The organism is Bradyrhizobium sp. ORS 111 (assembly GCF_045571485.1).
Taxonomy (GTDB): Bacteria; Pseudomonadota; Alphaproteobacteria; order Rhizobiales; family Xanthobacteraceae; genus Bradyrhizobium.
On record NZ_CP120701.1, the window covers coordinates 5,325,565 to 5,348,860 of the forward strand.

General features: G+C 65.1%; 14 protein-coding genes. 6 read left to right on the forward strand and 8 right to left on the reverse strand.

Annotated elements, in window-relative coordinates; genetic code table 11:
- Nucleotides 1-20 precede the first annotated feature (20 nt).
- Nucleotides 21-800: an enoyl-CoA hydratase gene (locus tag P6U30_RS24720; protein WP_407147403.1), complete on the forward strand. Its 780-nt coding sequence runs from the start codon at nucleotides 21-23 to the stop codon at nucleotides 798-800.
- Here P6U30_RS24720 and P6U30_RS24725 read toward each other — a convergent pair.
- Entirely contained in the window at nucleotides 797-2,659 is a 1,863-nt protein-coding gene (locus tag P6U30_RS24725; protein WP_407170533.1) for an acetyl-CoA hydrolase/transferase C-terminal domain-containing protein, read from the reverse strand. The two genes, P6U30_RS24720 and P6U30_RS24725, sit on opposite strands and share 4 nt — an antisense overlap.
- A gap of 239 nt (nucleotides 2,660-2,898) precedes the next feature.
- On the opposite strand from P6U30_RS24725, the gene P6U30_RS24730 reads away from it, so the two are divergent.
- Together P6U30_RS24730 and P6U30_RS24735 are read left to right on the forward strand one after the other, a co-directional pair.
- On the forward strand, nucleotides 2,899-4,317 hold the full coding sequence (locus tag P6U30_RS24730; RefSeq protein ID WP_407165491.1) for a TolC family outer membrane protein: 1,419 nt from the start codon (nucleotides 2,899-2,901) through the stop codon (nucleotides 4,315-4,317).
- 147 nt (nucleotides 4,318-4,464) lie between these two features.
- Nucleotides 4,465-5,433, forward strand: a complete 969-nt coding sequence (locus P6U30_RS24735) for an amidohydrolase family protein (protein WP_407165492.1) — start codon at nucleotides 4,465-4,467, stop codon at nucleotides 5,431-5,433.
- 3 nt (nucleotides 5,434-5,436) lie between these two features.
- Here the strand turns inward: P6U30_RS24735 and P6U30_RS24740 are convergent, their stop codons facing one another.
- From P6U30_RS24740 to P6U30_RS24750, 3 genes are all read right to left on the reverse strand, one after another.
- The gene (locus tag P6U30_RS24740; RefSeq protein ID WP_407165493.1) at nucleotides 5,437-8,565 is read right to left on the reverse strand and encodes an efflux RND transporter permease subunit; all 3,129 of its coding nucleotides are present in this window, start codon (nucleotides 8,563-8,565) and stop codon (nucleotides 5,437-5,439) included.
- 88 nt (nucleotides 8,566-8,653) lie between these two features.
- Complete coding sequence (locus tag P6U30_RS24745; protein ID WP_407165494.1) at nucleotides 8,654-9,898, reverse strand: efflux RND transporter periplasmic adaptor subunit; 1,245 nt, start codon at nucleotides 9,896-9,898, stop codon at nucleotides 8,654-8,656.
- Nucleotides 9,899-10,048: 150 nt separating this feature from the next.
- A complete protein-coding gene (locus P6U30_RS24750; RefSeq protein WP_407170534.1) occupies nucleotides 10,049-11,440 on the reverse strand; it encodes a CoA transferase in 1,392 nt (463 codons plus the stop codon).
- A gap of 117 nt (nucleotides 11,441-11,557) precedes the next feature.
- On the opposite strand from P6U30_RS24750, the gene P6U30_RS24755 reads away from it, so the two are divergent.
- Nucleotides 11,558-11,845, forward strand: coding sequence for a hypothetical protein (locus P6U30_RS24755; RefSeq protein WP_407165495.1), 288 nt, complete (start codon nucleotides 11,558-11,560; stop codon nucleotides 11,843-11,845).
- A 550-nt stretch (nucleotides 11,846-12,395) separates the two neighbouring features.
- Here the strand turns inward: P6U30_RS24755 and P6U30_RS24760 are convergent.
- The 3 genes from P6U30_RS24760 to P6U30_RS24770 are packed head-to-tail and all read right to left on the reverse strand — an operon-like array spanning nucleotide 12,396 to nucleotide 18,482.
- Nucleotides 12,396-16,031 (reverse strand): error-prone DNA polymerase, encoded by a 3,636-nt coding sequence (locus P6U30_RS24760; RefSeq protein WP_407165496.1) that lies wholly within the window; start codon nucleotides 16,029-16,031, stop codon nucleotides 12,396-12,398.
- A complete protein-coding gene (locus tag P6U30_RS24765; RefSeq protein WP_407165497.1) occupies nucleotides 16,028-17,797 on the reverse strand; it encodes a Y-family DNA polymerase in 1,770 nt (589 codons plus the stop codon). Before P6U30_RS24765 ends, P6U30_RS24760 begins: the two co-directional genes overlap by 4 nt.
- Nucleotides 17,688-18,482 carry an ImuA family protein gene (locus tag P6U30_RS24770; protein ID WP_407165498.1) on the reverse strand — a complete coding sequence of 265 codons (795 nt, stop codon included), beginning with the start codon at nucleotides 18,480-18,482 and terminating at the stop codon, nucleotides 17,688-17,690. Before P6U30_RS24770 ends, P6U30_RS24765 begins: the two co-directional genes overlap by 110 nt.
- A 256-nt stretch (nucleotides 18,483-18,738) precedes the next feature.
- Between P6U30_RS24770 and P6U30_RS24775 the strand changes: the two genes are divergently transcribed.
- Both P6U30_RS24775 and P6U30_RS24780 read left to right on the forward strand, forming a co-directional pair.
- The gene (locus P6U30_RS24775) at nucleotides 18,739-20,154 is read left to right on the forward strand and encodes a UdgX family uracil-DNA binding protein (RefSeq protein ID WP_407165499.1); all 1,416 of its coding nucleotides are present in this window, start codon (nucleotides 18,739-18,741) and stop codon (nucleotides 20,152-20,154) included.
- A gap of 473 nt (nucleotides 20,155-20,627) precedes the next feature.
- Nucleotides 20,628-22,250: an inorganic phosphate transporter gene (locus P6U30_RS24780; protein ID WP_407165500.1), complete on the forward strand. Its 1,623-nt coding sequence runs from the start codon at nucleotides 20,628-20,630 to the stop codon at nucleotides 22,248-22,250.
- Between the two features lie 90 nt (nucleotides 22,251-22,340).
- Here P6U30_RS24780 and P6U30_RS24785 read toward each other — a convergent pair whose 3' ends face one another.
- On the reverse strand, nucleotides 22,341-23,246 hold the full coding sequence (locus tag P6U30_RS24785) for a LysR substrate-binding domain-containing protein (RefSeq protein WP_407165501.1): 906 nt from the start codon (nucleotides 23,244-23,246) through the stop codon (nucleotides 22,341-22,343).
- Nucleotides 23,247-23,296 lie beyond the last annotated feature (50 nt).

Sequence of the window (23,296 nt, forward strand, 5' to 3'; positions counted from 1 at the left end):
CACGCACGGGGTTTGCGTCCATGGCTACGTTCGAATTCATCATCGTCGAGAGCAAGGGACCGGTCGGCATCATCACGCTGAACCGGCCGAAGATGCTTAATGCTCTCTCTTTCGGCGTGTTCCGCGAGATCGCCGCAGCGGTCGACGATCTCGAGGCCGACGACAAGATCGGCTGTCTCCTGATCACCGGCAGCGAAAAGGCCTTCGCGGCCGGCGCCGATATCAAGGAGATGCAGCCGAAGGGCTTCATCGACATGTTCACCAGCGACTTCGCTTCGATCGGCGGCGATCGTGTCGCCAGATGCCGCAAGCCGACGATCGCGGCGGTGGCCGGCTATGCGCTGGGCGGCGGCTGCGAGCTCGCGATGATGTGCGACATCATCATCGCCGCCGACACCGCCAAGTTCGGCCAGCCGGAAATCACCCTCGGCACCATCCCCGGCATCGGTGGCACGCAGCGCCTGACCCGCGCGATCGGCAAGTCGAAGGCGATGGATCTCTGCCTCACCGGGCGGATGATGGACGCCGCTGAGGCCGAGCGTTCGGGCCTGGTGTCGCGGATCGTGCCCGCCGACAAGCTGATGGAAGAGGCGCTGGCCGCAGCCGAGAAGATCGCCTCGATGTCGCGCCCGGCGGCCGCGATGGCCAAGGAAGCCATCAACCGCGCCTTCGAGACGCCGCTGTCGGAAGGCATGAATGTCGAGCGCAACCTGTTCCACTCGACCTTCGCGCTGGAAGACCGCTCCGAGGGCATGGCCGCGTTCATCGAGAAGCGCAAGCCGGTCAACAAGAACCGCTAGCGCCCCCTGCTCCTTGCGAGCGCCGCACTGACGAGGGCGCGATAGGCGCGCTCAACAGCGTAGGTCGGCTTGTCGAGGCCGAGCCGCGCCAGGCATTCGCGGTCGGCGGCGTCGGGTGGATGCCGCATGCCCTGCCACAATAGGCCAAGCAGTTGCAGCGGGGTACGCTGCGCCTGCTGCAGGGTCTGCAAGGCAGGGATCAGCCGCTGCTCGACCTCGGTGAAATCGCTGCCGAACGGGAACGGCGGCAACAGGCCGGCATCACGCGCGGGTTTCAGCGCGGCCCTGATGCGCTCGGGATAATTCTCGCGGTGGGCCGCAGGAATCTCGTGATTGCGTGGCAGCTTGCCGGCATCCTTGGCCTGCCGCATCAGCTCGCTCTGGAAGCGAGAATCCGCCACCTGCAGCATCGCCGCGACGACATCGGCATCCGATTTCCCGCGCACGTCGGCAACGCCATATTCGGTGACGAAGATGTCGCGCAGGTGCCGCGGAATGGTCTCGTGTCCGTAGCTCCAGCGGATGTTCGACTGCGTCCGTCGTCCGGACGGGTGGGTCGCCTCCAGTGCCAGCACTGAACGTGCGCCCTCGAGCGCAAACGCCTGCGCCACGAAGTTGTATTGACCGCCGACCCCGCTCACGACCTGGCCGTTCTCCAGACCGTCCGAGATCGCGGCGCCGAGCAGCGTCGCCATCATCGCGTTGTTGACGAAACGCGCGTCGACACGGGCGCGGCGCTTGCCATCCTCGTCGCCGAAGATCTCGTTGGTGAAGGACACCGGCATCATCTGGATCCGCGCCAACTGCTCCGCGGTCATCTCGCGCAGCGCCCGATAGAACGATTCCGGGCCCAGGAAGAAAGCGCCGTGCAGGATTACGCCGTCAACATCGCGCTTGAGGATGCCGGCGTCGATCAGCCCGAGGAACGCCTCGAACAGCATCTCGCTGACGCCGTAGAGGCCCTTTTCGAACGGCCCGGTTTCGGCTGCGGCGAGTTGCCCGCTGCCCGGCGCCAGCCGCTTCATGATGCCGTGAAACTGCCCACTTTCGCGATGGCGGACCACCAACCCTTGGGCCAGCGCATCGCCGACCTGGCCAATGCCGATTTGCAGCGTGCCGCCGTCTCGCACCAGACCCGCAGCGTGTAACCCGATCGCATATTTGGTGTCGCTGATCGGCTCGGACGGCGGCGCGAACAGCGGAAAGTCGGTCGTGGGACTGTCGAGCACAGCCGCGAACTCGTCGGCCGGCAGATCGCCGGCGCCGGGCATGAACGGCAGCTCGGAGTTGACCTGCGCGATCAGCTTGAACGATGCGCGCCCGGCGTTGCGAGCGCGGAGGACGTCGAGCGTCGTATCGGTGTTGCAGCTCAGGCTGTAATGGGTCTCGCCATCGACCACACGTTTGGCAACGAGCTGGGTGACGACGTTCAACCCACGTGACAGCAAATAGGACGCCGCGTGGGTATAATTCGCCGAGATGTAATGCTGTTGAGCGAACGGCTGATACAGCCATTGCCCGGCGAGGAAAAAGAACTCGATCACCTTGATGTTGGGCGGCAGGACACCAGCATGCAGCGCCTCTGCATAGGCGAGATCCGGATAGCCGCCGAACAGCCGATCGATCACCGGGCCGATGAAGCGCTGCTCGAGCAGGTTCTTTGGCTTCGGCTTTTCGAGCGTCAGCGCCGAGAGCAGCGTCAGGTTGATGGAGCGGTCGGCGGCGGCGCGCGCGTACAGCGCATTGACGATGTGGTTGGCCTTGCCGAGCCCAAGCGGCAACCCGACCACAAGTTCAGGTCCGATGTCACGGATGATGTGCTCGGCGATCGCCTCGGGATCGGAGAAGATTTGCGGCATCACGGATGAACCCGGAGAGGCTGTGGACAACCAGCATCCTGAATCGGCTGCCGGCGACTGCAATTTATACAGCATATGACATTGAGGTCCGCCTGTGACGAACCGGCAACAGGCCACAATTGAATTGATGTGCAGATGTCGCGCGGTGGTTTGCCAGTGGCGACGCCGCCCCCTAAACAGGTAGATGTGTCGGACGCGTCGGCGGGGGCGGCCTGCCGGGGTTGAGTTTGCGAGATCACATGGTTGAGCGTGCCGCCAGATTTGGCGACGTAAAGAGGCGCGTGCTGTTGTCGGGCAGTTGCGTTGGCGCACTCGTGTGCACGCTGCTGCTGGCGGCGCCAGCCCGCGCCGAGAACCTGCCGCAGGCCCTCGTCAAGGCCTACCAGACCAACCCGCAGCTCAATGCCGAACGCGCGCGGCAGCGTGCAACCGACGAAAACGTGCCGCAGGCGCTGGCCGGCTACCGACCGCAGATCGCGGCCAGCCTCTCGGCCGGCCTGCAGGCGGTGCGTGACCAATTGCCCGGCAATGTCATCCAGACCGCGACGCTGAAGCCCTGGCAGATCGGCCTGACGGTGACTCAGACCTTGTTCAACGGCTTCAAGACCGCCAACAGCGTGCGCGTCGCGGAGTTGCAGGTGCAGTCGGGCCGCGAGGCGCTGCGCAACGTCGGCCAGGGCGTGCTGCTCGACGCCGTGACGGCCTACACCAACGTGCTGGCCAACCAGACGCTGGTCGAGGCGCAGCGCGCCAACGTCGCCTTCCTGAGGGAGACACAGGCGATCACGCAGCGGCGCCTCAATGCCGGCGATGTCACGCCCACCGATACCGCGCAAGCCGAGGCACGGCTCAACCGCGGCCTCGCCGATCTCAATGCCGCCGAGGTCAACCTCGCGGTCAGCCAGGCCACCTACGCCCAGGTGATCGGCAACCCGCCGGCGCAGTTGCGTCCCGCCGAGCCCATCGACCGGCTGCTGCCGCGCAGCCGCGAGGAAGCGATCGCGTTTGCGTTGCGCGAGCACCCGGCGGTGCTGGCGGCCGGTTTCGACGTCGACGTCGCGTCGACCTCGATCCGCGTCGCCGAAAGCAGCTTGCTGCCGAACGTCACGGTGCAAGGCAGCGTCAGCAAGAGCCGCGACACCGACACCACGCTCGGCACCTTCGGGACCGATCAGGCCTCGGTGATCGGCCAGGTGACGCAGCCGATCTATGACGGCGGCACGGCGGCATCGCAGACCCGGCAGGCGAAGGAAGTGGCAGCGCAGAGCCGGCTCGTGCTCGACCAGGTCCGCAACCAGGCCAAGACCGCGGTGGTCAGCGCCTGGGTCGCCAGCGAGGGTGCCAAGATTGCGGTCTCGGCCTCCGAATCCGAGATGAAGGCCGCCGAGGTTGCGCTAGCCGGCGTGCAGAAGGAGGCCGCCGGCGGCCAGCGCACCACGGTCGATGTGCTCAACGCGCAGCAGGATTTGATCTCGGCACGCGCCCGGTTGATCGGCGCGCAGCGCGACCGCGTGGTCGCCTCCTACACACTGCTCAGCGCGATCGGCCGCCTCGACGTCAAGACGCTCAATCTGAAGACGCCGGACTATCTGCCCGAGGTCCACTACCATCAGGTGCGCGACGCCTGGCAGGGCCTGCGCACGCCGTCGGGGCAATAATAGGCCTCGACGCGGAACCGTTCGCATGGCGAGCGCCGAGCCCTTTCCGCCTGTGCGATCCCCCGATAACCTCCCTCCCCGCCGGCCACCGAGAACGCCGAGGCGCGGATGACGCGCATAACAGCCGAGCACGCAGGGAGACGTCCAATGCTGACGCGACGCAGTATGATGCTTGCTTCCATCGCGGCGGGAGTGACCATGACCAGCAGCAACGCATTTTCCAAGGCCTCGCAGCCATCGACCCCGGTGAACTTCGATGTGCCGGCCGGGGCGTGCGATTGCCACACCCACATCCACGGCGACCCCGCCAAGTTCCCGTTCTTCGCCGGCCGCGTCTACACGCCGGAACAAGCCTCGCCCGAGGAGATGAGCGCCCTGCACAAGGCGCTGCACATCGAGCGCGTGGTGATCGTGACCCCGAGCGTCTACGGTCCGGACAATTCGGCGACGCTGTTCGGCATCATGGCCCGCGGTCCTACCGCGCGCGGGGTAGCCGTGATCGATGACAAGACCAGCGAGAGCGACCTCGATGCCATGCACAAGGCCGGCTTCCGCGGCATCCGCCTCAACCTCGCGACCAGCGGTATCAATGATCCCAATGTCGGCCGGCAGCGCTTCTCGGCCGCCGTGGAGCGGATGAAGGCACGGGGCTGGCACATCCAGCTCTTCACCAACCTCGCCGTGATCTCGGCGATCAAGGACCTCGTTGCCGCCGCTCCGGTGCCGGTGGTGTTCGACCATTTCGGCGGCGCGGAGGCCGCACTCGGCGCCGGGCAGCCGGGATTTGCCGACCTCGTCGAGCTCGTCAAATCCGGCAAGGCCTACGTCAAGATCTCCGGCGCCTACCGCGCCTCCAAGCTCGCGCCCGATTATCCGGACGTCGTGCCGCTGGCGCAGGCGCTGATCGCGGCGAATGCCGAGCGGATCGTCTGGGGCACCGACTGGCCGCATCCCGATTCGGTGACGCCTCCGGGCAAGAAGGTCACCGACGTGACGCCGCTGTACCAGATCGACGACGGCCGCCTCCTCAATCAATTGCCGGTCTGGGCACCGGATGCCGCGGTCCGCAAGACGATCCTGGTCGACAATCCGGCACGGCTGTACGGCTTCACCTGATCGTTAGCGCTCCCTCGGCCGGCGGGAGAAATAGGAGATCAGCACCGGCAGCGTGACCAGGATCACCAGCGGCGCCAGCAACATGCCGGTGACGACGACGATGGCGAGCGGCTTCTGCACCTGGGAGCCGATGCCTTCCGACACCGCCGCCGGCAGCAACCCGACGCCGGCGACGACGCAGGTCATCAGCACCGGACGAAGCTGCAGCTCGCCGGTGCGGATCACCGCGCGCATGCGCTCGTAGCCCTCGTCGATCAACTGGTTGAACTGCGACAGGATGATGATGCCGTCCATCACGGCGATGCCGAACAGCGCGATGAAGCCGATCGCCGCCGATACGCTGAACGGAATGCCCGAGATCAAAAGCCCGAGCACGCCGCCGAAGATCGCCATCGGGATCACGCTCATGGCGAGCAATGTGTCGACCATCGAGCCGAAGTTGAAGAACAGCAGCGCTGCGATCAGCGCGAGGCTAATCGGCACCACGATCGACAGCCGCTTGATCGCGTCCTGCAGATTGCCGAACTCGCCGACCCATTCGAGATGCGAGCCGGGCGGCAACTGCACCTGTGCGTCGACCTTCTGCTGCGCCTCCAGAATCGCGCTGCCGAGGTCGCGATCGCGCACCGAGAACTTGATCGGCAGATAACGCTCCTGCTGCTCGCGGTAAATATAGGCGGCGCCCGAGACCAGCTTGATCGAGGCGACCTCGCTCAGGGGAATCTGGGTGATGCCGCTATTGCCGTTCGACACGCCGATGCGCAGGTTCTGGATCGCCTCCGCACTCTTGCGATATTCGGGTGCGAGCCGGACGATGATCGGGAAATGCCGGTCGCTGCCGGGCTCATAGAGGTCGCCGGCGCTGTCGCCGCCGATCGCGACCTTGATCGTTGCGTTGATGTCGCCCGGTGACAGGCCGTAGCGCGCCGCGCGCGCACGGTCGATGTCGATCTGGATGGTGGGCTGACCGAGCGAGGTGAACACCGCGAGGTCGGTGATGCCCTGCACGGTCGACAGCACGGACTTGATCTTGTTGGCGGTGTCGGTCAGCGCCTGCAGGTCGTTGCCGTAGAGCTTGATCGAGTTCTCGCCCTTCACGCCCGACACCGCCTCGGAGACGTTGTCCTGCAGGTACTGCGAGAAGTTGAATTCGACGCCGGGGAACTTGTCCTGCAACTGCGCGAGCAATTGCGCGGTCAATTCGTCCTTGTCGTGCGTGCCGGGCCATTCGCTGGCCGGCTTCAGCGGCGCGAAAAATTCGGCATTGAAGAATCCTGCGGCGTCGGTGCCGTCATCGGGCCTGCCATGCTGCGACACCACCGACACCACCTCGGGCCGGCTGCGGATCAGCCGCCGCATCTCGTTGACATAGGTATTGCCTTCCTGCAGCGAGATCGTCGGCGGCAGCGTGGCGCGGATCCATAGATTGCCCTCTTCCAGCTTGGGCAGAAACTCGAGGCCCAGGAAGCGTGCGAAGATGATGGTCATGACCACAAGGCCGGCCGCGCCGGCCATCACGATCTTGCGGTTGCCGATCGCCCAGTTCAGGATCGGCAGATAGATCTGGTTGAGTTTCTTGACGATCCAGGTCTCGGTTTCCTGAATATGGGCCGGCAGAATGATCGCGCTCAGCGCCGGCGTGATCGTGAAGGTCGCCAGCAGGCCGCCCGCCAATGCATAGGCGTAGGTCCGTGCCATCGGCCCGAAGATGTTGCCCTCGACGCCGCCGAGCGTGAACAGCGGCAGGAAGGCGGCGACAATGATGGTGGCGGCAAAGAAGATCGAACGCGAGACGTCGGCCGCGGCCGACAGAATCGCGTGACTCTTGATGCCCATCATCGTGTCCTCGGAGATGTGGCTCTGCTCCGCCTCCGAGAGTGCGGTGGTCTGCGACAGTCGCCGGAAGATCGCCTCGACCATGATGACGGTGGCGTCGACGATCAACCCGAAGTCGATCGCGCCGACCGACAGCAGGTTGGCTGATTCGCCGCGCAGCACCAGGATGATCACGGCGAAGAACAGCGCGAACGGGATCGTCGCGCCGACGATCAGCGCGCTGCGGAGATCACCGAGGAAGATCCACTGCAACAGCACGATCAGGAGAATGCCGACCACCATGTTGTGCAGCACGGTGTGGGTGGTGAGCTCGATCAGGTCCTTGCGGTCGTAGATGCGCTCGATCTTCACACCAGGCGGCAGGATCGAGGAATTGTTGATCTGATTGACCAGTTGCTCGACACGGGCAATCGTCGGCGAGCTCTGCTCGCCGCGGCGCATCAGCACGATGCCTTGCACGATATCGTCGTCATTGTCGATGCCGGCAATGCCGAGCCGTGGCTTCTCGCCGACGGTGACGGAGCCGATATCCTTGATCAGGACGGGATTGCCGCCGGACTGCGAGATCATGGTGTTGGAGAGGTCGTCGATCGAGCGGATCAGGCCGACGCCGCGCACCACGGCCGATTGCGAGCCGATGTTGACGGTGTTGCCGCCGACATTGATGTTGGCGTTGGAGACCGCCTGCAGCACCTGCGGCAATGTCAGGCCGTTGGCGACCAGCTTGTTGAAATCGACCTGGATTTCATAGGTCTTGGTCTTGCCGCCCCAGCCGGTGACGTCGATCACGCCGGGCACCGCGCGGAAGCGGCGTTGCAGCACCCAGTCCTGCAACGTCTTGAGGTCGAGCACGCTGTAGTTCGGCGGGCCCTTGAGCCGGTAGCGGAAGATCTCGCCGATCGGGCTTGTCGGCGAAATGCCGGGCTGCACGTTGCCCGGCAACGGCGCGAGCTGCGACAGGCGGTTCAACACCTGCTGCAGCGCCTCGTCATAGGTGTAATCGAACGAGAACTGCAGCTTGACGTCGGAGAGGCCGTACAGCGAGATGGTGCGAATGGTGCGCAGGTTCTTGATGCCGGCGACCTGGGTCTCGATCGGGATCGTGATGTAACGCTCGATCTCCTCCGCCGAGAGGCCCGGGCTCTGCGTCACCACGTCGACCATCGGCGGGGTCGGATCGGGATAGGCCTCGATGTTGAGCTGCTTGAACGCGAGCAGGCCGCCGATGAGGACGGCCACAAACATGGCCACCATCAAGTAGCGGCGGTTGACGGCAAGGGCGACGAGGCGATCCATTCAGATCGGAGCTTTCAGGCTGGAAGGACTGCTTTGATTGAGATGATCTTCGGAAGACCGATCCCGCTTTTCCGGATCATGCTGTCTTTTAAGTGCCGGACGCGGCGCGGTCGATGAACAGGCTTCCCTTGGTCACGATCTGCTCGCCGGGCTTCAGATTGCTGGCAACCTCGACGAGGTCGCCATTGGTGAGGCCGGGCTTGATCTGGCGCAGCTCGATCGTCTTGTCGTCACGGACGACCCAGACCCGAACCTGGTCAGCCTCATAGATCAGAGCCTGCTTCGGCACACCGACTGCCGGGTGATCGCCGGCCGAGTACAGCGTCACATTGGCGAACATCTCCGGCTTCAGCCGGTTGTCCTTGTTGTCGATGGTGGCGCGGACCAGGAGCCGGCGTGAGGCCGGGTCGATCGCCGCGGCCACGTAGTTGATCCGGGCGTTCAGCACCTTGCCCGGCAGCGCCATCACGCTGAAGCTGACGTCCTGCCCGACCGCGACATTGTCGGCGTCGGATTCCCGGACATAGGCGATCAGCCAGACCGTGGAGAGATCGCCGATCACGTAAACCGGATCGCTGGCGCCGGTCGAGACATACTGCCCCGGGCCTGCCTTGCGCTGCACGATGGTGCCGCCGATCGGCGCAAACACTGTCGTCTCCGGATTGAGCCGGCCCTTCTGCTGCAGCGTCGCGATGGCGTCGTCGCCGAAGCCGAGGATATGCAGCTTGTTCTGCGCGGCTTCGAGTTGCGTCTGCGCGGAGCGATTGTCGTTCTGCGCCTGCACCAGCGCCGTCTGCGCCTGCTGATAATCCTTCAGCGGGACCGCCTTGCCCTCGAACAGGTCCTTGGCGCGCTTCTCCTGGATTTGCGCGAGGTCGAGCGCCGATTGCGCCTTGTTGAGGCCGGTCATCGCCGCGACATAGTCGTTCTGTGCCTGCACGGTGTCGGCCGCTTCGATCACGAACAGCGGCTGCCCCTTGGTCACGCTCTCGCCCGGCCGCACCAGGAGCCGCGTCACGCGGCCGGTATAGGGCGAGTAGACCGGGGTGGAGCGGTCTTCATCGATTCCGATCTTGCCCTCGGTGACAAGCTCGGAGCGGAAGGTGTGTTCTGTCACCGTCTGGAAGGTCAGGCTGGCCCATTCGGCCGCGGTCGGAGTGTAGCGCGAGCCCGCCTTGCGCGACTGGCTTGAGACCTCCGACGGCGTCGGCTTCTCTGCGCCAAGATGCGTGTAGCCATAGGCCGCGGCGCCGGCGAGCGCCAGCACTACCACCGCCGTCACCAGCGAAGGGCGGCTAAAGCTCTGCATTCGTTTGGTAAAATCTTTAAGCATGCGGTCCGGGGGTCGATCGTTTCAGCTTCCGGCGGGACGGCCCCAGCGGTGCGCTAATAGTGCCGATTTGATGTTGCAAACAACCTAAAAATCGCGGTTCGGCAGCGGCCGCGGTTAAAGATTGAATAGCCTGAACAACGCCTGAATGCTTCATCCGGGAAACTCCGGGGAATGGCTGCCGAGCGGCATGGCCGGACGTGACCAGCGGGCCGGCGTTTTCGACAGCACAGCAGCGTGCCTCACCGAACTTAGCGTGCCAAAACCGGACGGAAGCTGCTCGATATAGGGTGTTACCGCATCGGCCTTCAGATCCTCAGTGGCGAGGCCATCAGCGACCCGGCCGAGATTCCACAGCCAGCGCCCGGTCTGCGCCAGCGATACCCGGACGTGCCAGCTCCCACCCTCGCGCGCCTGCCGAGCCTTTGCCATCATGGCGCCGAACGCCATGAAATATCCGGTGGCGTGGTCGAGCATCTGCGCCGGCAGCTCCTTCGGCCCGTCGATCCCGGCGGCCTGGCCTTCGGCATGATTGAAGCCGGTCGTGGTCTGCACCAATGAATCGAAGCCCCGGCGCTCCGCCCACGGACCGGCGTGGCCGTAGGCCGAGAGCGTCACATAGACGATGCCGGGGTTGATCCGCGCAGCCTCCTCCGGCGAGAAACCAAGACGCGCAATCGCCTGCGGACGATAGCCTTGCGAGAAGATGTCGGCCTGCGCGACGAGATCACGCAGCACGCGCCGCCCCTGCTCGCTCCTCAATTCGACGAAGCTCGAAAGCTTGCCGCGGCCGGTATCGATGGTGAGCCACGGGATCGCCGGAAGATCTGGACCCGAGATCAGGAGCACGTCGGCGCCATGCGCGGCAAGGGTCCGCCCGGCGACCGGCCCCGCAATCACGCGCGAGAGATCGAGGACGCGGATGCCGGCCAGCGGCCGGTCGCCCGCGGGCCACGGCTTCGGCGCAGCGTCGCCGATCTTCTCGATCGAGATCAGCGGCAATGTCGCCAGCGCTTTCGCGGGCGGCGTCGCCGACCATTCGTCATGCGTGCGCATCAGCGCGACGACGCCACCGGCGGCGTAGGCCGCGGTCTCGAACGCCTCGCCGTCCCACTGCATCAGCGCGGCCTGGACATCGTCGCGTTCCGCGTTGCAGTTCAGTACCCGGCAGACGGCGTCGCGGTGATGGGGGAAATTGGTATGGAGGCGGACGAAGCGGTTGTCCCCGACACGATAGACGCCGGCGATCTTGTCCCAGGCTGGTGGCGGCGGCTTGCCGTCGACACGAAGGTAGCGTTCGCTGCGGCATTCGACCATGGCGTGGCGCATATCGACCGCGACATCCTGCGTCTCGCCGCTGCGCGCGCGCCAGATCTCGGCAGCCGCCAGGCCTGCCGCGGCGATCGAGGCCTGCGCGGCCGCGCCGACGCGGAACGACGACGGCAATTGCGGCTCCGCACCTGTCAGCTTCATGTAAGCTAACGCAGACGACACGCCGCCGGCCCTGGTCCAGATCTCGGCAACGATGTCGCTCACGTCCTGCATGCGCATCCCTCTTTCCGATCGATATATGCACGAGCATGATGACAGAAAGGCGGTGCCGGTTTGGCCCGTCTCGTTCGACTTTTCAAGGGGCTCCGCCCGACCGGAACAGGAGTTGCAATGGCTGCCATCGATCCCCTCACCGCCGGCGGCGTTTTTCTTGCAACCGCGGCCACCGACGCGGTCTATGTCATGTTCACCTCGGCGGTCGTTGCACGCAAACGTGTGCCGGCGGCGAGCTGGAGCAGCATCTGGTATCTGCTCTCGTCCTACGCCGTGATCAGCTACACCGAGAACTGGGTCTATGTCGCCTTTGCCGCGGCCGGCTCCTGGGTCGGCGCCTACGCATCGATCACTTTCCTGCATCGCCCGCCGGGCGGCCCGCCGGTGGGGGCTGCGGTGGAGTAGCTGCTTCGTCGCCAATTGCGAGAAGCGATCGCGACGCGAAGCAAGCGGCCGGTGTCATCACCCGCGAAGGCGGGTGATCCAGTATTCCAGAGACGCCGATGCTTGAACCGAGAGGCCGCGGCTCGCTCCACCGCGTCGTCCCGGCCTAGTGCGCAATTGCGCACGGGGGCCGGGACCCATACGCCGCGACTTGTGGTTTGAACGGGACTCGTCGTTCCAGCGGTGCATGACAACATGCATTCGGGGTTATGGGTCCCGGCCTCCGCCGGGACGACGGCGAGGATGTGGCGCCGCTTGTGAGTCATACGTTCGCGTTCTCGCGACATGACGGCAAGCGAACGCAAGTTGCGAGCACGATGTCCACATCGATCATCTCGCCCCGGGCCACCCCTCTCCCCAACCCTCCCCCGCATCCGCCTTCGCTAAGGCTTCGGCGGACATGAGGGAGGAGGGAGTCTGAAGAACGTGCTCACCTGACGCGCGAACCTTTTCACGCATAGCAAGGACATTGGTGGATCGGCTGATCCGTCCTACGATTCCTCCAACTGCTTCAATGAAAATCGCGCGACGGCGGCAGGATGCGGACGTTGCGCGGATGGCGGATTTTTTGCGCCGGCGTATCGGCGTGATCGCGACGATCGTCGTTGAGTGGCTCGACCAGCGCGGGTCCCGCAGGCACCGGGTGCTTGCGGCTGAGGGATTCGTTGGCGAGACCGATCAGATCGTGGGAGCGGTCGATCATGCGCTGCGCCACCAGATGGGTCACCCCTTCCGGGCTGCTCTGGATATAGCCCTCGACCAGGATCAGCCGCGCGCCCATCACCTCTTTCCGGTACTGCTCCATCACCTTCGGCCACACCACGATGTTGGCGATGCCGGTCTCGTCCTCCAGCGTCATGAACACGACGCCTTTGGCGCTGCCCGGCCGCTGCCGCACCAGCACCACGCCGGCGCAGCGGACGCGGCGGCGATCGTTGCTCTGGTTGATCGTATGACAGGCGACGACGCGCTCCTTCGTGAACATCTCGCGCAGGAACTCCATCGGATGGCCCTTCAGCGACAGGCGGATGGTTTGATAATCGGCGACCACCTGCTCGGGGCGCGGCATCTCCGGCAACGGCTTTGCGTTTTCATCCGGTTGCTCGCGCGCTGTGGCCGCTTCGAACAGCGGCAATGGCACGTCGTCGGGTAACCGTCGCACCGCCCACAACGCCGCGCGGCGATCGAGCCCGAGCGAGCGAAACGCATCGGCATCCGCCAGCAGGATCAGCGCCCGCTTCGGCAGGCCGGTGTCGCGGGCGAAGTCCTCCAGCGAGGTGAAGGGCCGGCGGTTGCGCGCGGCGACGATGCGATCGGCCCAGTCTGGCTCCACTTTGCTCAAGGCCGCACGGGAGGTGGACGGGTTCCCTCCCCCCTTGCGGGGTCCGAGGCGAGCGAAGCTCGCTCTCGAAGTTAGGGAGAGGGGTAAACCGCACGGGCGCTGGTCGTGGCTTACCCCTCTCTCCAACTCTCCCCCGCAAGGGGGGAGAGAGCCCATCCGTTCGTGCCTCCCTGACTCCTGCACATTTGCGTTGTGTTGGCGCCGCAGCGCCTGATCGCGCTTCAGCCTCTCCTCATCCTCATCCAGCCAGTGAAAGCCGTCGATCTGGCGGAAGCCGAGCCGCACCGCGCAATATTTCCCGTCTCCCTCTTCCAGCGTGTTCTGCGCAAAGCTGTAGGAGACATCGACCTCGCGCACCGTGATGCCGTTCTTGCGGGCGTCGCCGACGATCTGCGCCGGCGCGTAAAAGCCCATCGGCTGCGAGTTGAGCAGGCCGCAGCAGAACGCGTCGGGATGATGGTGCTTCAGCCACGACGAGATGTAGACGAGCTGGGCGAAGCTCGCGGCGTGGCTTTCCGGGAAGCCGTAAGAGCCGAAGCCCTTGATCTGATCGAAGCAGCTTCGGGCGAAGTCCGGCGAGTAGCCGCGCGCGACCATGTTGCCGATCAGCTTGTCCTCGTATTTGCCGATGGTGCCGAGGTTGCGGAAGGTCGCCATCGAGCGGCGCAGACCATTGGCCTCCTCGGAGGTGAATTTTGCCGCCTCGATTGCAATCCGCATCGCCTGCTCCTGGAACAGCGGCACGCCGAGCGTCTTGTGCAGGACATTGTAGAGTTCGTCCGGCGGGCCGTGCTCGGGGGACGGTGATGGATAGCTTTCCTGCTCCTGCTTGTTTCGCCGGCGCAGATAGGGATGCACCATGTCGCCCTGGATCGGCCCCGGGCGCACGATCGCGACCTCGATCACGAGGTCATAGAACTTTCGTGGCTTCAGGCGCGGCAGCATGTTCATCTGAGCGCGGCTTTCGACCTGGAACACGCCGAGCGATTCCCCGCGGCACAGCATGTCATAGACTTTTTTGTCGTCCTGCGGGACGGTGGCGAGCTCCCAGCGCTCGCCCTTGTGCTTCTCGATCAGGTCGAAGCATTTGCGGATGCAGGTCAGCATGCCCAGCGCCAGCACGTCGACCTTCATCATGCTGAGCGCATCGACGTCATCCTTGTCCCATTCGATGAAGGTGCGATCGTCCATCGCGGCGTTGCCGATCGGCACATAGGTGTCGAGCCGATCTTGGGTCAGGACATAGCCGCCGACATGCTGCGAGAGATGACGGGGAAACTCGATCAGCTCGGTGGCGAGCTCGACCGCGAGGTTGATCATCGCATTTTTCGGATCGAGCCCGGCCTGCCGCACCTGCATGTCGTTGAGGCCCTTGCCCCAGCTCCCCCACACGGTGTCGGCGAGCGCCGCGGTGACGTCCTCGGTCAGCCCGAGCGCCTTGCCGACATCGCGGATCGCGCTGCGCGGGCGATAATGAATGACGGTGGCGATGATTGCCGCGCGGTGGCGGCCGTAGCGGCGGTAGACATATTGCATCACCTCCTCGCGCCGCGAATGCTCGAAATCGACGTCGATGTCAGGCGGCTCCAGCCGCTCCTTGGAGATGAAGCGCTCGAACAAGAGATCGACCTTGGTCGGATCGACCGAGGTGATGCCGAGCACGTAGCAGACCGCCGAGTTCGCCGCCGAGCCCCGCCCCTGGCATAAGATGCCCTGGCTGCGCGCATAGTGCACGATGTCGTGCACGGTGAGGAAGTAATGCGCGTATTTCAGCTCGGCGATCAGCGCGAGCTCCTTGTTCAGGGTGGCGCGGAGTTTGTCGTCGATCTCGTCGTTGAAATATTTGTCGACGCCGGCCCAGGTCAGATCCTCCAGGTGCTGCTGCGCGGTCTTGCCGGGCGGCACCGGCTCGTCCGGGTACTGGTACTTGAGCTGGTCGAGCGAGAAGGTGATGCGTTTCGCAAAGCGCATGGTTTCCGCGATCGCGTCGGGCAGATCGCGGAACAGTCGCACCATCTCATGCGCCGGCTTGAGATGGCGCTCGGCATTGGCTTCGAGCCGGCGGCCGACCGCCTCGATCGTGGTCTTCTCGCGGATGCAAGTGAGCACGTCCTGCAAGGGGCGACGCGCCGGATGATGATAAAGCACCTCGTTGGTCGCGAGGAGCGGCACATCGGCCTCAGTGGCAAGCCCATGCAACCGCGCGAGGCGGCGCTTGTCGTCACCACGATAGAGCAGGCTTGCGGCGAGCCAGACCCCGTCGGCTGCACTCTCCTTCAGCCGCGCGAGCAGATCGAGCGTCCGCGCCGGATCAAAGCGATGCGGCAGCGCCAGCACCAGGAGCTGGCCTTCCGCGAAGTCGAGCAGGTCGGACAGTTTCAGATGACACTCGCCTTTTTCAATACGCACGATTTCTTGTTTTGACGCGTTTTCTTCACGCGAACCGGTGTCCACTTCGCTTGAAAACGCTCTGTCGTCGTCGCCGCGCTTGCCGCGGGTCAAGAGCTGGCACAGCCGGCCGTAGGCGGCGCGGTCGCGCGGATAGACCAGGATGTCGGGCGTGCCGTCGATGAAGACGATGCGGGCGCCGATCAGAAGCTGGGGCGGATGCTTGACCTCGGCATTGTCGAGCTCCTTCCAGGCGCGCACCACGCCGGCCAGCGTGTTGTGATCGGCGATGCCGATCACGGGAATCCGCAAGTCGCTCGCCTGATGGACATAAGCGCGCGGATCGGAGCCGCCGCGCAGGAAGGAGAAATTGCTGGTGATGCCGATCTCGGCATAGTCGGGCACGGGCGCTTTCATGCGAACAGCCCGTGCACATACCAGGTGGCGGGAACAGGCTTGCCCTCTTCGTCCCTCAGCTCGCTCTCATAGAGGCCGTCGCGGAAGATCCAGAAGCGCTGGCCCTCGGCATCCTCGACGCGGAAGTAATCGCGGGTCAGCGACCCGCCGTCCTGCTTCCACCATTCCATCGCGATGCGCTCGGGACCTTCGACCCGCACCACCTCGTGCCGCGCGCGGCGCCAGGTGAACTGATGCGGAGGGCCGTCGGGCACGGTCGCGAACGGCACCTTGATCGGCTCGGGCCGCTCGAACAGCCGCAAGGGGCGCAGCGGCGGCTCGCCCGCGACGCGCTCCGGCCAGGCGGCCGCGCTCGCGGCGGCCAGATGATGCTGCGCCGGCACCGCGAGCGCTGATCGTTCGGGGATGTGGCTCTCCAGCGGCAGATGCACGACGACGCGTTTGCCGCCGATGCGAGCGGCGATGCGGTCGATCAGTGCGGAGACCTCGTCATTGTCGTGGACGGTGGCGTCGAGATCGCGCTGCTGCTGCACCACGAGCTCGGTGCGACCGGCGGCCAGACGAATGAGATCGAAGCCGAAACCGGGATCAAGGGGATCGTTGAGCGCATCGAGCCGCTCGCGGAACAGGCGGTCGATCATTTCGGGCCGCGTCACCGGACGCCCGGTCTCGACCACGATCGAACGCACCGCGCCATCGGTGCGGAAGAAGCTCGCCTCCAATTGCCGCGCGCCCTTGCCCTGCTTGTCCATCGCCGCGACCAGCATCCGGGCGAGGTTTTGCAGCGTCAGCGCGATCACAGTGTCGGTTGCAACAGGCTCGGGGAAACGCTTCTCCACGATGTAATCCGGCAGCGGCTTGCGCGGGCTGATCGGGGCATCGCCCTGCCCCAGCGCATGACTGAGCAGCGTGGTGAACGCGGCGCCGAACCGCGCCGAGATTTCATGCGGCGCGCGCGCGGCGACATCGCCGATGGTCTTCAGGCCGGCGCGGCGCAGACCGGTCGTGATTGCGGCATCGGCGCCAAGCGCGGACACCGGCAATGGACCGACCGACTCGGCCTCCTCGCCATCGGCTGTGATCCGTCCCGAGGCATGCCGCGTCAGCGTGCGCGCCGCGATCGAGGTGCCGGCGATGGCAGCGCTGACGGCAAAGCCGCGGCGGCTCAGCGCGTTGGTCGCGATCTGCAGCAGCGCGCGCTCGCCGCCGAACAGATGCGCGCAGCCGGTGATGTCGAGGAACAGACCGTAGGGCGGATCCAGCGCCACCAGCGGCGTGAAGCGGTCGCACCAGTCGGCGATGTCGTTCAGCGTCTTCAGATCGGCGGCGGGATCGGCGTCGTAGACGGTGAGCTCCGGACAGATCGCGCGGGCATTGGCGAGCGGCAGCCCGATCGACAGCCCGGCGCGCACCGCGGCCTCGTCGATGGCGTGGAGCAGGATCGCGTTGTGATCCTTTGCGACCACGACGCTGGGGAGTTCCAGTAGAGAGCGAGATCCTTTCTTCGCCTCTCCCGCTTGCGGGGGAGGCCGGATCGCATCGTCAGATGCGATCCGGGTGGGGGCTCTCTCCCTACGAAGAGCGTCGCTCGTGGCAAGACCCCCACCCCAACCCTCCCCCGCAAGCGGGAGAGGGAGCCCGACCACCTCCCGAGCCTCAGCTTGCGAGACGTCGTGCTGCACGAGTTTCCGCTTGATGCGGTCGATGGGCAGGCGTGGCAGCCACAGGCTGAGGATACGCCGACGGTTCACTGAATTGGCACTCATCACATTTCCATTCCATGATCCATCGCCCGACCGGGCCATGACGATTGCGCACGAGTTCGGCCTCGAAGCGCGGCGCGCCCCAGGCGCTGGCGGCGGTGCCGGGCGGCGAATGCGCCGCGCGCACGATCCAGCGCGTCTCGGCGGTCGAGGGGATCGGGGTCGCCGCGATCCGCAGCACCAGCGCGGTGACCCCGGAGGCCTGCGCGGCCAAGGTCAATTTGCGGCTGGCGACGAGATCGAGCTGGCGCACATTGCCCCAGACCTCCAGCACGACCGCGCCCAGCGCATCGCAGGCGAGCGCGTCGGCCGTGGTGCGCAACGCGGCATCGACATCGGCGGCGCGCACCATGACGAGCAGGCGCGGATCGAGGCCGAGCTCGGCAAGCCCGCTCATCGACAGCGCGCCGCTTTCAAGATCGGAAAAATCCTGCCGCACCCAGACCAGCGGCTTGCGCGGTGACATCCGTCCGGCGAGCCCCGCGATGAAGCCGGTCGCGGCCCCGCCCTGATGGCCAGCCGCGAACACTTCATGCAGCGCTGCAGGCGCAAGTCCGCCGCGCAGCATCGCATCCGCGCCCGCATGGCCGAGCGCGATGCGGTTCGGTATCTGCACATCGTCAGGCGCCTCGATGCGCGCGATGCTGCCGCGCAGAGACGCAAGCGTGCTCATGCGTGCGCCGTTCATGGTGCGCCGCTCCTTCCAAGCAAAATTTGAAGCCGTCACTGGTCTGAACAGAGAACCAGGGTCTGGCTCATTTGTTCATGATATGTTCTAATATAAAGCTAACAGGGCCGGCAGAGTCAATCGGATTGGTGGGCTCCCTGATTCACGAGCGGAATCAAGGGGATTCACAGGCATCGGCGCGACCGCGGCAGCCTCTCTCCGGTGTCACCGGACGCGCGGGCCCGAATGACAGTGAGACTGAAACGGAGCAGATCGCATGCACATCATCATGCTCGACAGCGACACCGATTTCGAAGGCTGGCGCAAGGCCGCGCGACGACTGGCACTGAATGACGTGAAGCCATCTGATGTCACGTGGACAGTGCGCGGCGAGGCCGAACTGTTTTCGCCATCTGGCGCGAACGACCTGCCCGATGCGCCGCATGCGACGTTCAACGTCCCCGCTACATTTGTCGAGCTGGCACGGGCCGCGATCCTGCATCAAAGCGGCGAACGCTTCGCCCTGCTCTATCGCCTGCTGTGGCGGCTGCGCGGCCACCACGATCTGGCTGATGACCCCGACATCGCCAAAGCCAATGCGATGGCTCGCGCGGTCTATCGCGAGATGGACAGGATGATCGCGCAGGTCCGCTTCCGCGAAATCGGCCGCGAGAAGGCGCATTACGTCGCCTGGTTCGAGCCGGAGCATCACATCGTCGAGCTCGCCGCGCCCTTCTTCGCCAGCCGCTTTTCCGACATGCCGTGGTCGATCCTGACCCCCGACGTCTGCGCGCATTGGGATGGGCATGCGATCTCGATCACGTCAGGCATCGACAAATCCGAAGTGCCATCCGAGGACCGGCTCGAGGAGACCTGGCGGCGTCACTACAGCAGCCTCTTCAATCCGGCACGGTTGAAAGTGACGGAGGCGCCGCAGGCCTATTGGAGGAACCTGCCCGAGGACTCGATCATTAGACCATTGCTCGAAGACGCGATGCGAATGACGAGCGGCGCCTTCATCGCAAGCAAGGCGGCGAAGCCGCAGGCGCCGCAGAAACCGCAGGACACGCCGATGGCCCGCAAGCACGCCCACGACACTATCGCAACGCTACGCGCCGAGGCCGCCGATTGCCGCGCCTGCCCGCTGTGGAAGGATGCGACCCAGACCGTGTTCGGCCAGGGACCGCAAAGCGCAACCTTGATGTTGGTCGGCGAGCAGCCCGGCGACAAGGAAGATCTCGCCGGCAAGCCGTTCGTCGGTCCGGCCGGATTGATGCTCGATCGCGCGCTGGAAGAGGCCGGCATCGGCCGCACCAAGGTCTACATCACCAACGCGGTGAAGCATTTCAAATTCGTGCCGCGCGGCAAGATCCGCCTGCACCAGAAGCCGAGCACGCCGGAAATCCGCGCCTGCCGTCAATGGTACGAGCGTGAGCTGGCGGCCATCAAACCGGAGCTGGTGGTGGCGCTCGGCGCGACCGCCGCACAGGGCGTGCTCGGCAAGATCACGCCGATCAACAAGAACCGCGGCCGCCTGATCGACCATGATGGAACCAAGGTGCTGGTCACGGTGCATCCCTCCTATCTGCTGCGGCTGCCCGATGAGGAGGCCAAGGCGAAGGAATATCAACGCTTTGTCGACGATTTGAAAATCGCGGCCAGCTTGCTGCGCCGCGCGGCTCATGCGGCGTGATGCGGCCATGGAACAACTTCGTTCCCCGATATTCACACTTTGCTGTGAAAAATCAGAAACAGGCCGAGAAAAAACTACAACCTTTAATTGATCCATGATAGCGTCACAGGCTCAACAGGCATTGGGCGTCATGTTCACGCCATGACGTACCCTGAGGCCAGCGCGCTGCGCGGTTCGACTAGCCCCAACCGCGCGGCGCGCGACCTCTACCCGGCAGTCCGCCGCCCGCCGAATTGGCTCGCCCCACGAGTTGCCTGATCCGTCCCGCGTGCCCTAGCGATTTGTTGTTCCGGAACGCGCAATCCGCGGCAGCGTCCGCAATCGGTGACGCTCGTAACTGAAGATTGCCGCACCTGAAATCTTCACGGCCCGTGTGACCTCGCCACGCGATTGCCGGCCGGCGCCCGGGCCGGATTTCAATTGCCTGTCATATGCATGGATCAAAATCGGCGGCATTGGGACAGGAGATTATCATGAGCGATATGGCGTTACCCGGTTCGATCGAACCCGCCCTGAAGAAAGGTCCGGATCTCGACAAGGGCTTTCATCCTCTGACCGGCGTCATTTATTTGGGCGTGGTTGCGGCTGCGCTGCTGTTCGTTGGCTACAGCATCTATGCCGACGTCGATGCCACCGGCACGCGCGTCACTTCGTTCCTGCCCTACATCCTGCTGTTCGTTGCGCTCCTGATCGCGCTCGGCTTCGAATTCGTCAACGGCTTCCACGACACCGCCAATGCGGTCGCGACCGTGATCTACACCCGCTCGCTGCCGGCGCATGTCGCCGTGGTGTGGTCGGGCCTGTTCAACCTGTTCGGCGTGCTGCTCTCCAGCGGCGCGGTCGCGTTCGGCATCGTCTCGCTGCTTCCGGTCGAGCTGATCCTCCAGGTCGGCAGCAGCGCGGGCTTTGCGATGGTGTTCGCGCTATTGATCGCCGCCATCATCTGGAATCTCGGCACCTGGTGGCTCGGCCTGCCGGCCTCGAGCTCGCACACCCTGATCGGATCGATCATGGGCGTCGGCATCACCAACGCGCTGTTGCGCGGCCGTGACGGCACCTCCGGCGTGGACTGGTCGCAGGCCGTCAACATCGCCAAGGCGTTGCTGCTGTCGCCGCTGTTCGGCTTCGTGCTCGCGGCACTTCTGCTCTACGTCCTTAAGGCCGTGCTGCTGCGCGCGACGCCGAAGCTGTTCGGCGAGCCGGTCGGCGACCAGCCGCCGCCGTGGTGGATCCGCGGCATCCTGATCCTGACCTGCACGCTGGTCAGCTTCTTCCACGGCTCCAATGACGGCCAGAAGGGCATGGGCCTCATCATGCTGATCCTGATCGGCACGGTGCCGACCGCGTATGCGCTGAACCGCGCGCTGCCGAGCAGCCAGATCGAGCAGTTCGCCGCGCATTCGGCTGCGGCGAGCAAGGTCATCGAGGGCAAGGCCGCCGGCTACAACGTGATCGGCAATCCGCGCCCGGCCGTGACCAATTACGTCTCGCAGCACCAGATCAACGAAGGCACCTTCCCCTCGCTCGCGGTGCTGGTGCGCGACATCGGCCAGCAGGTCGCCCAATACGGATCATTGGCGAAGTTTCCGGCTGACGTCGTCGGCAACACCCGTAACGACATGTATCTGGCCTCCGAGGCGATCCGCCTGCTGATGAAAGACAAGGAGGCCGAGCTCTCCGCCAGCGACATCGCTGTGCTGAATCAGTACAAGAGCTCGCTCGATGCCGCGACCAAGTTCATTCCAAGCTGGGTCAAGTTCGCCGTCGCCATCGCGCTCGGCCTCGGCACCATGGTCGGCTGGAAGCGCATTGTCGTCACCGTCGGCGAGAAAATCGGCAAGACCCATTTGACTTACGCTCAGGGCGCCTGCGCCGAGATCACAGCGGCTGCGACGATTGCCGCCGCCGACGGCTACGGCCTGCCGGTCTCGACCACGCACGTGCTGTCGTCGGGCATCGCCGGCACCATGGCGGCCAACGGCTCCGGCCTGCAATGGGCGACGATCCGCAACATCGCGATGGCCTGGGTGCTGACGCTGCCCGCCGCGATGATCCTCTCGGGCGTTCTGTACTACGTGTTCTATCACCTGTTCTGACCCCGGCGCGATGCCCCGCGTCGGACGACAAGGCCCGCACCACCGGTGCGGGCCTTGTGCATTTGGTGCGCATCGCGCAATGGCCGCCGCTCAGGCGTAGCCCTTTGCCACCTCGGCGAGCAGGCCGCGTGACCATTTGTGCAAACCCGATTTGGCGGTCCTGGCGCTCCAGTACATGTCGATCGAGATCGGTACCCGGAACGGCAGCGCTGCGACATGCAGCCCGCCGCCCATCGTGCGCGCCAGATGATACGGGATGGTGGCGACAAGCCGGGTGCCGGCGATGATCCGCTCCAGACTGTCGTGGTTCGGAAGGGTCACCGCCGGCTCCAGCGCGATGTCCCTGGACTTGAGCACATCGAGATAGAGCGGCTGCCACTCGCCGCTATGGGTGACAAAGACATGCTGTGCCTTGGCATAGGCTGACAGCGCGACCCGGCCGCGCGCGAGCGGATTGTCCGGGTCCATCACGCAGACATAGTGATCGGTGAGAATATGGCGCCGATAGAAGCTCTCGCCGACGATCCCGACCGGACCGAGCACGATGTCGCACTGGTTCTGCTTGAGGTGGACGTTGCCATGGCCGGCGGCATCGAGCAGCACCAGCCGCACGAGCGGCGCGCTCGCGCGCAACCGGGCGCAGAAGTGCGGGATCAGCGTCTGGCGTTCGTGATAGTTGCAGGAGATCGTCACGCTGCCCTGCGCGATGGCCGGATCGAACTCCGCCGGCACGGCAAGCCCCTCCATCTCGCCGATCATGTCCCGCGCCCATGCGACCAGCGCCGCGCAACGCTCGGTCGCGCTGACGCCGTTGCCCTGACGGACGAACAGCGGATCGCGCAGCACGCCGCGCAGCCGCTCGATCGCGTAGCTGATGGTGGACTGGTTGACGTCGAGCCGCTTCGCCGCAGCCGAGAACGACTGCAGATCGTACACCAGTACAAGCGTCCGCAAGCTCCCGATGTCGATCGGATCGATCGATGAGTTGGCCGCCACCCGTCGCCTCCCGCGTTGGCAGGTACCCGCAGCCTATCACATATCATGCA

Excerpts from the sequence above, each read along its gene's own strand:
- P6U30_RS24720 (WP_407147403.1), top strand. The coding sequence starts at position 21 with ATGGCTACGTTCGAATTCATCATCGTCGAGAGCAAGGGACCGGTCGGC.
- P6U30_RS24780 (WP_407165500.1), top strand. The coding sequence starts at position 20,628 with ATGAGCGATATGGCGTTACCCGGTTCGATCGAACCCGCCCTGAAGAAA.
- P6U30_RS24775 (WP_407165499.1), top strand. The coding sequence starts at position 18,739 with ATGCACATCATCATGCTCGACAGCGACACCGATTTCGAAGGCTGGCGC.
- P6U30_RS24730 (WP_407165491.1), top strand. The coding sequence starts at position 2,899 with ATGGTTGAGCGTGCCGCCAGATTTGGCGACGTAAAGAGGCGCGTGCTG.
- P6U30_RS24760 (WP_407165496.1), bottom strand. The coding sequence starts at position 16,031 with ATGAAAGCGCCCGTGCCCGACTATGCCGAGATCGGCATCACCAGCAAT.
- P6U30_RS24755 (WP_407165495.1), top strand. The coding sequence starts at position 11,558 with ATGGCTGCCATCGATCCCCTCACCGCCGGCGGCGTTTTTCTTGCAACC.
- P6U30_RS24765 (WP_407165497.1), bottom strand. The coding sequence starts at position 17,797 with ATGAGTGCCAATTCAGTGAACCGTCGGCGTATCCTCAGCCTGTGGCTG.
- P6U30_RS24750 (WP_407170534.1), bottom strand. The coding sequence starts at position 11,440 with ATGCAGGACGTGAGCGACATCGTTGCCGAGATCTGGACCAGGGCCGGC.
- P6U30_RS24740 (WP_407165493.1), bottom strand. The coding sequence starts at position 8,565 with ATGGATCGCCTCGTCGCCCTTGCCGTCAACCGCCGCTACTTGATGGTG.
- P6U30_RS24770 (WP_407165498.1), bottom strand. The coding sequence starts at position 18,482 with ATGAACGGCGCACGCATGAGCACGCTTGCGTCTCTGCGCGGCAGCATC.
- P6U30_RS24745 (WP_407165494.1), bottom strand. The coding sequence starts at position 9,898 with ATGCTTAAAGATTTTACCAAACGAATGCAGAGCTTTAGCCGCCCTTCG.
- P6U30_RS24735 (WP_407165492.1), top strand. The coding sequence starts at position 4,465 with ATGCTGACGCGACGCAGTATGATGCTTGCTTCCATCGCGGCGGGAGTG.
- P6U30_RS24725 (WP_407170533.1), bottom strand. The coding sequence starts at position 2,659 with ATGCCGCAAATCTTCTCCGATCCCGAGGCGATCGCCGAGCACATCATC.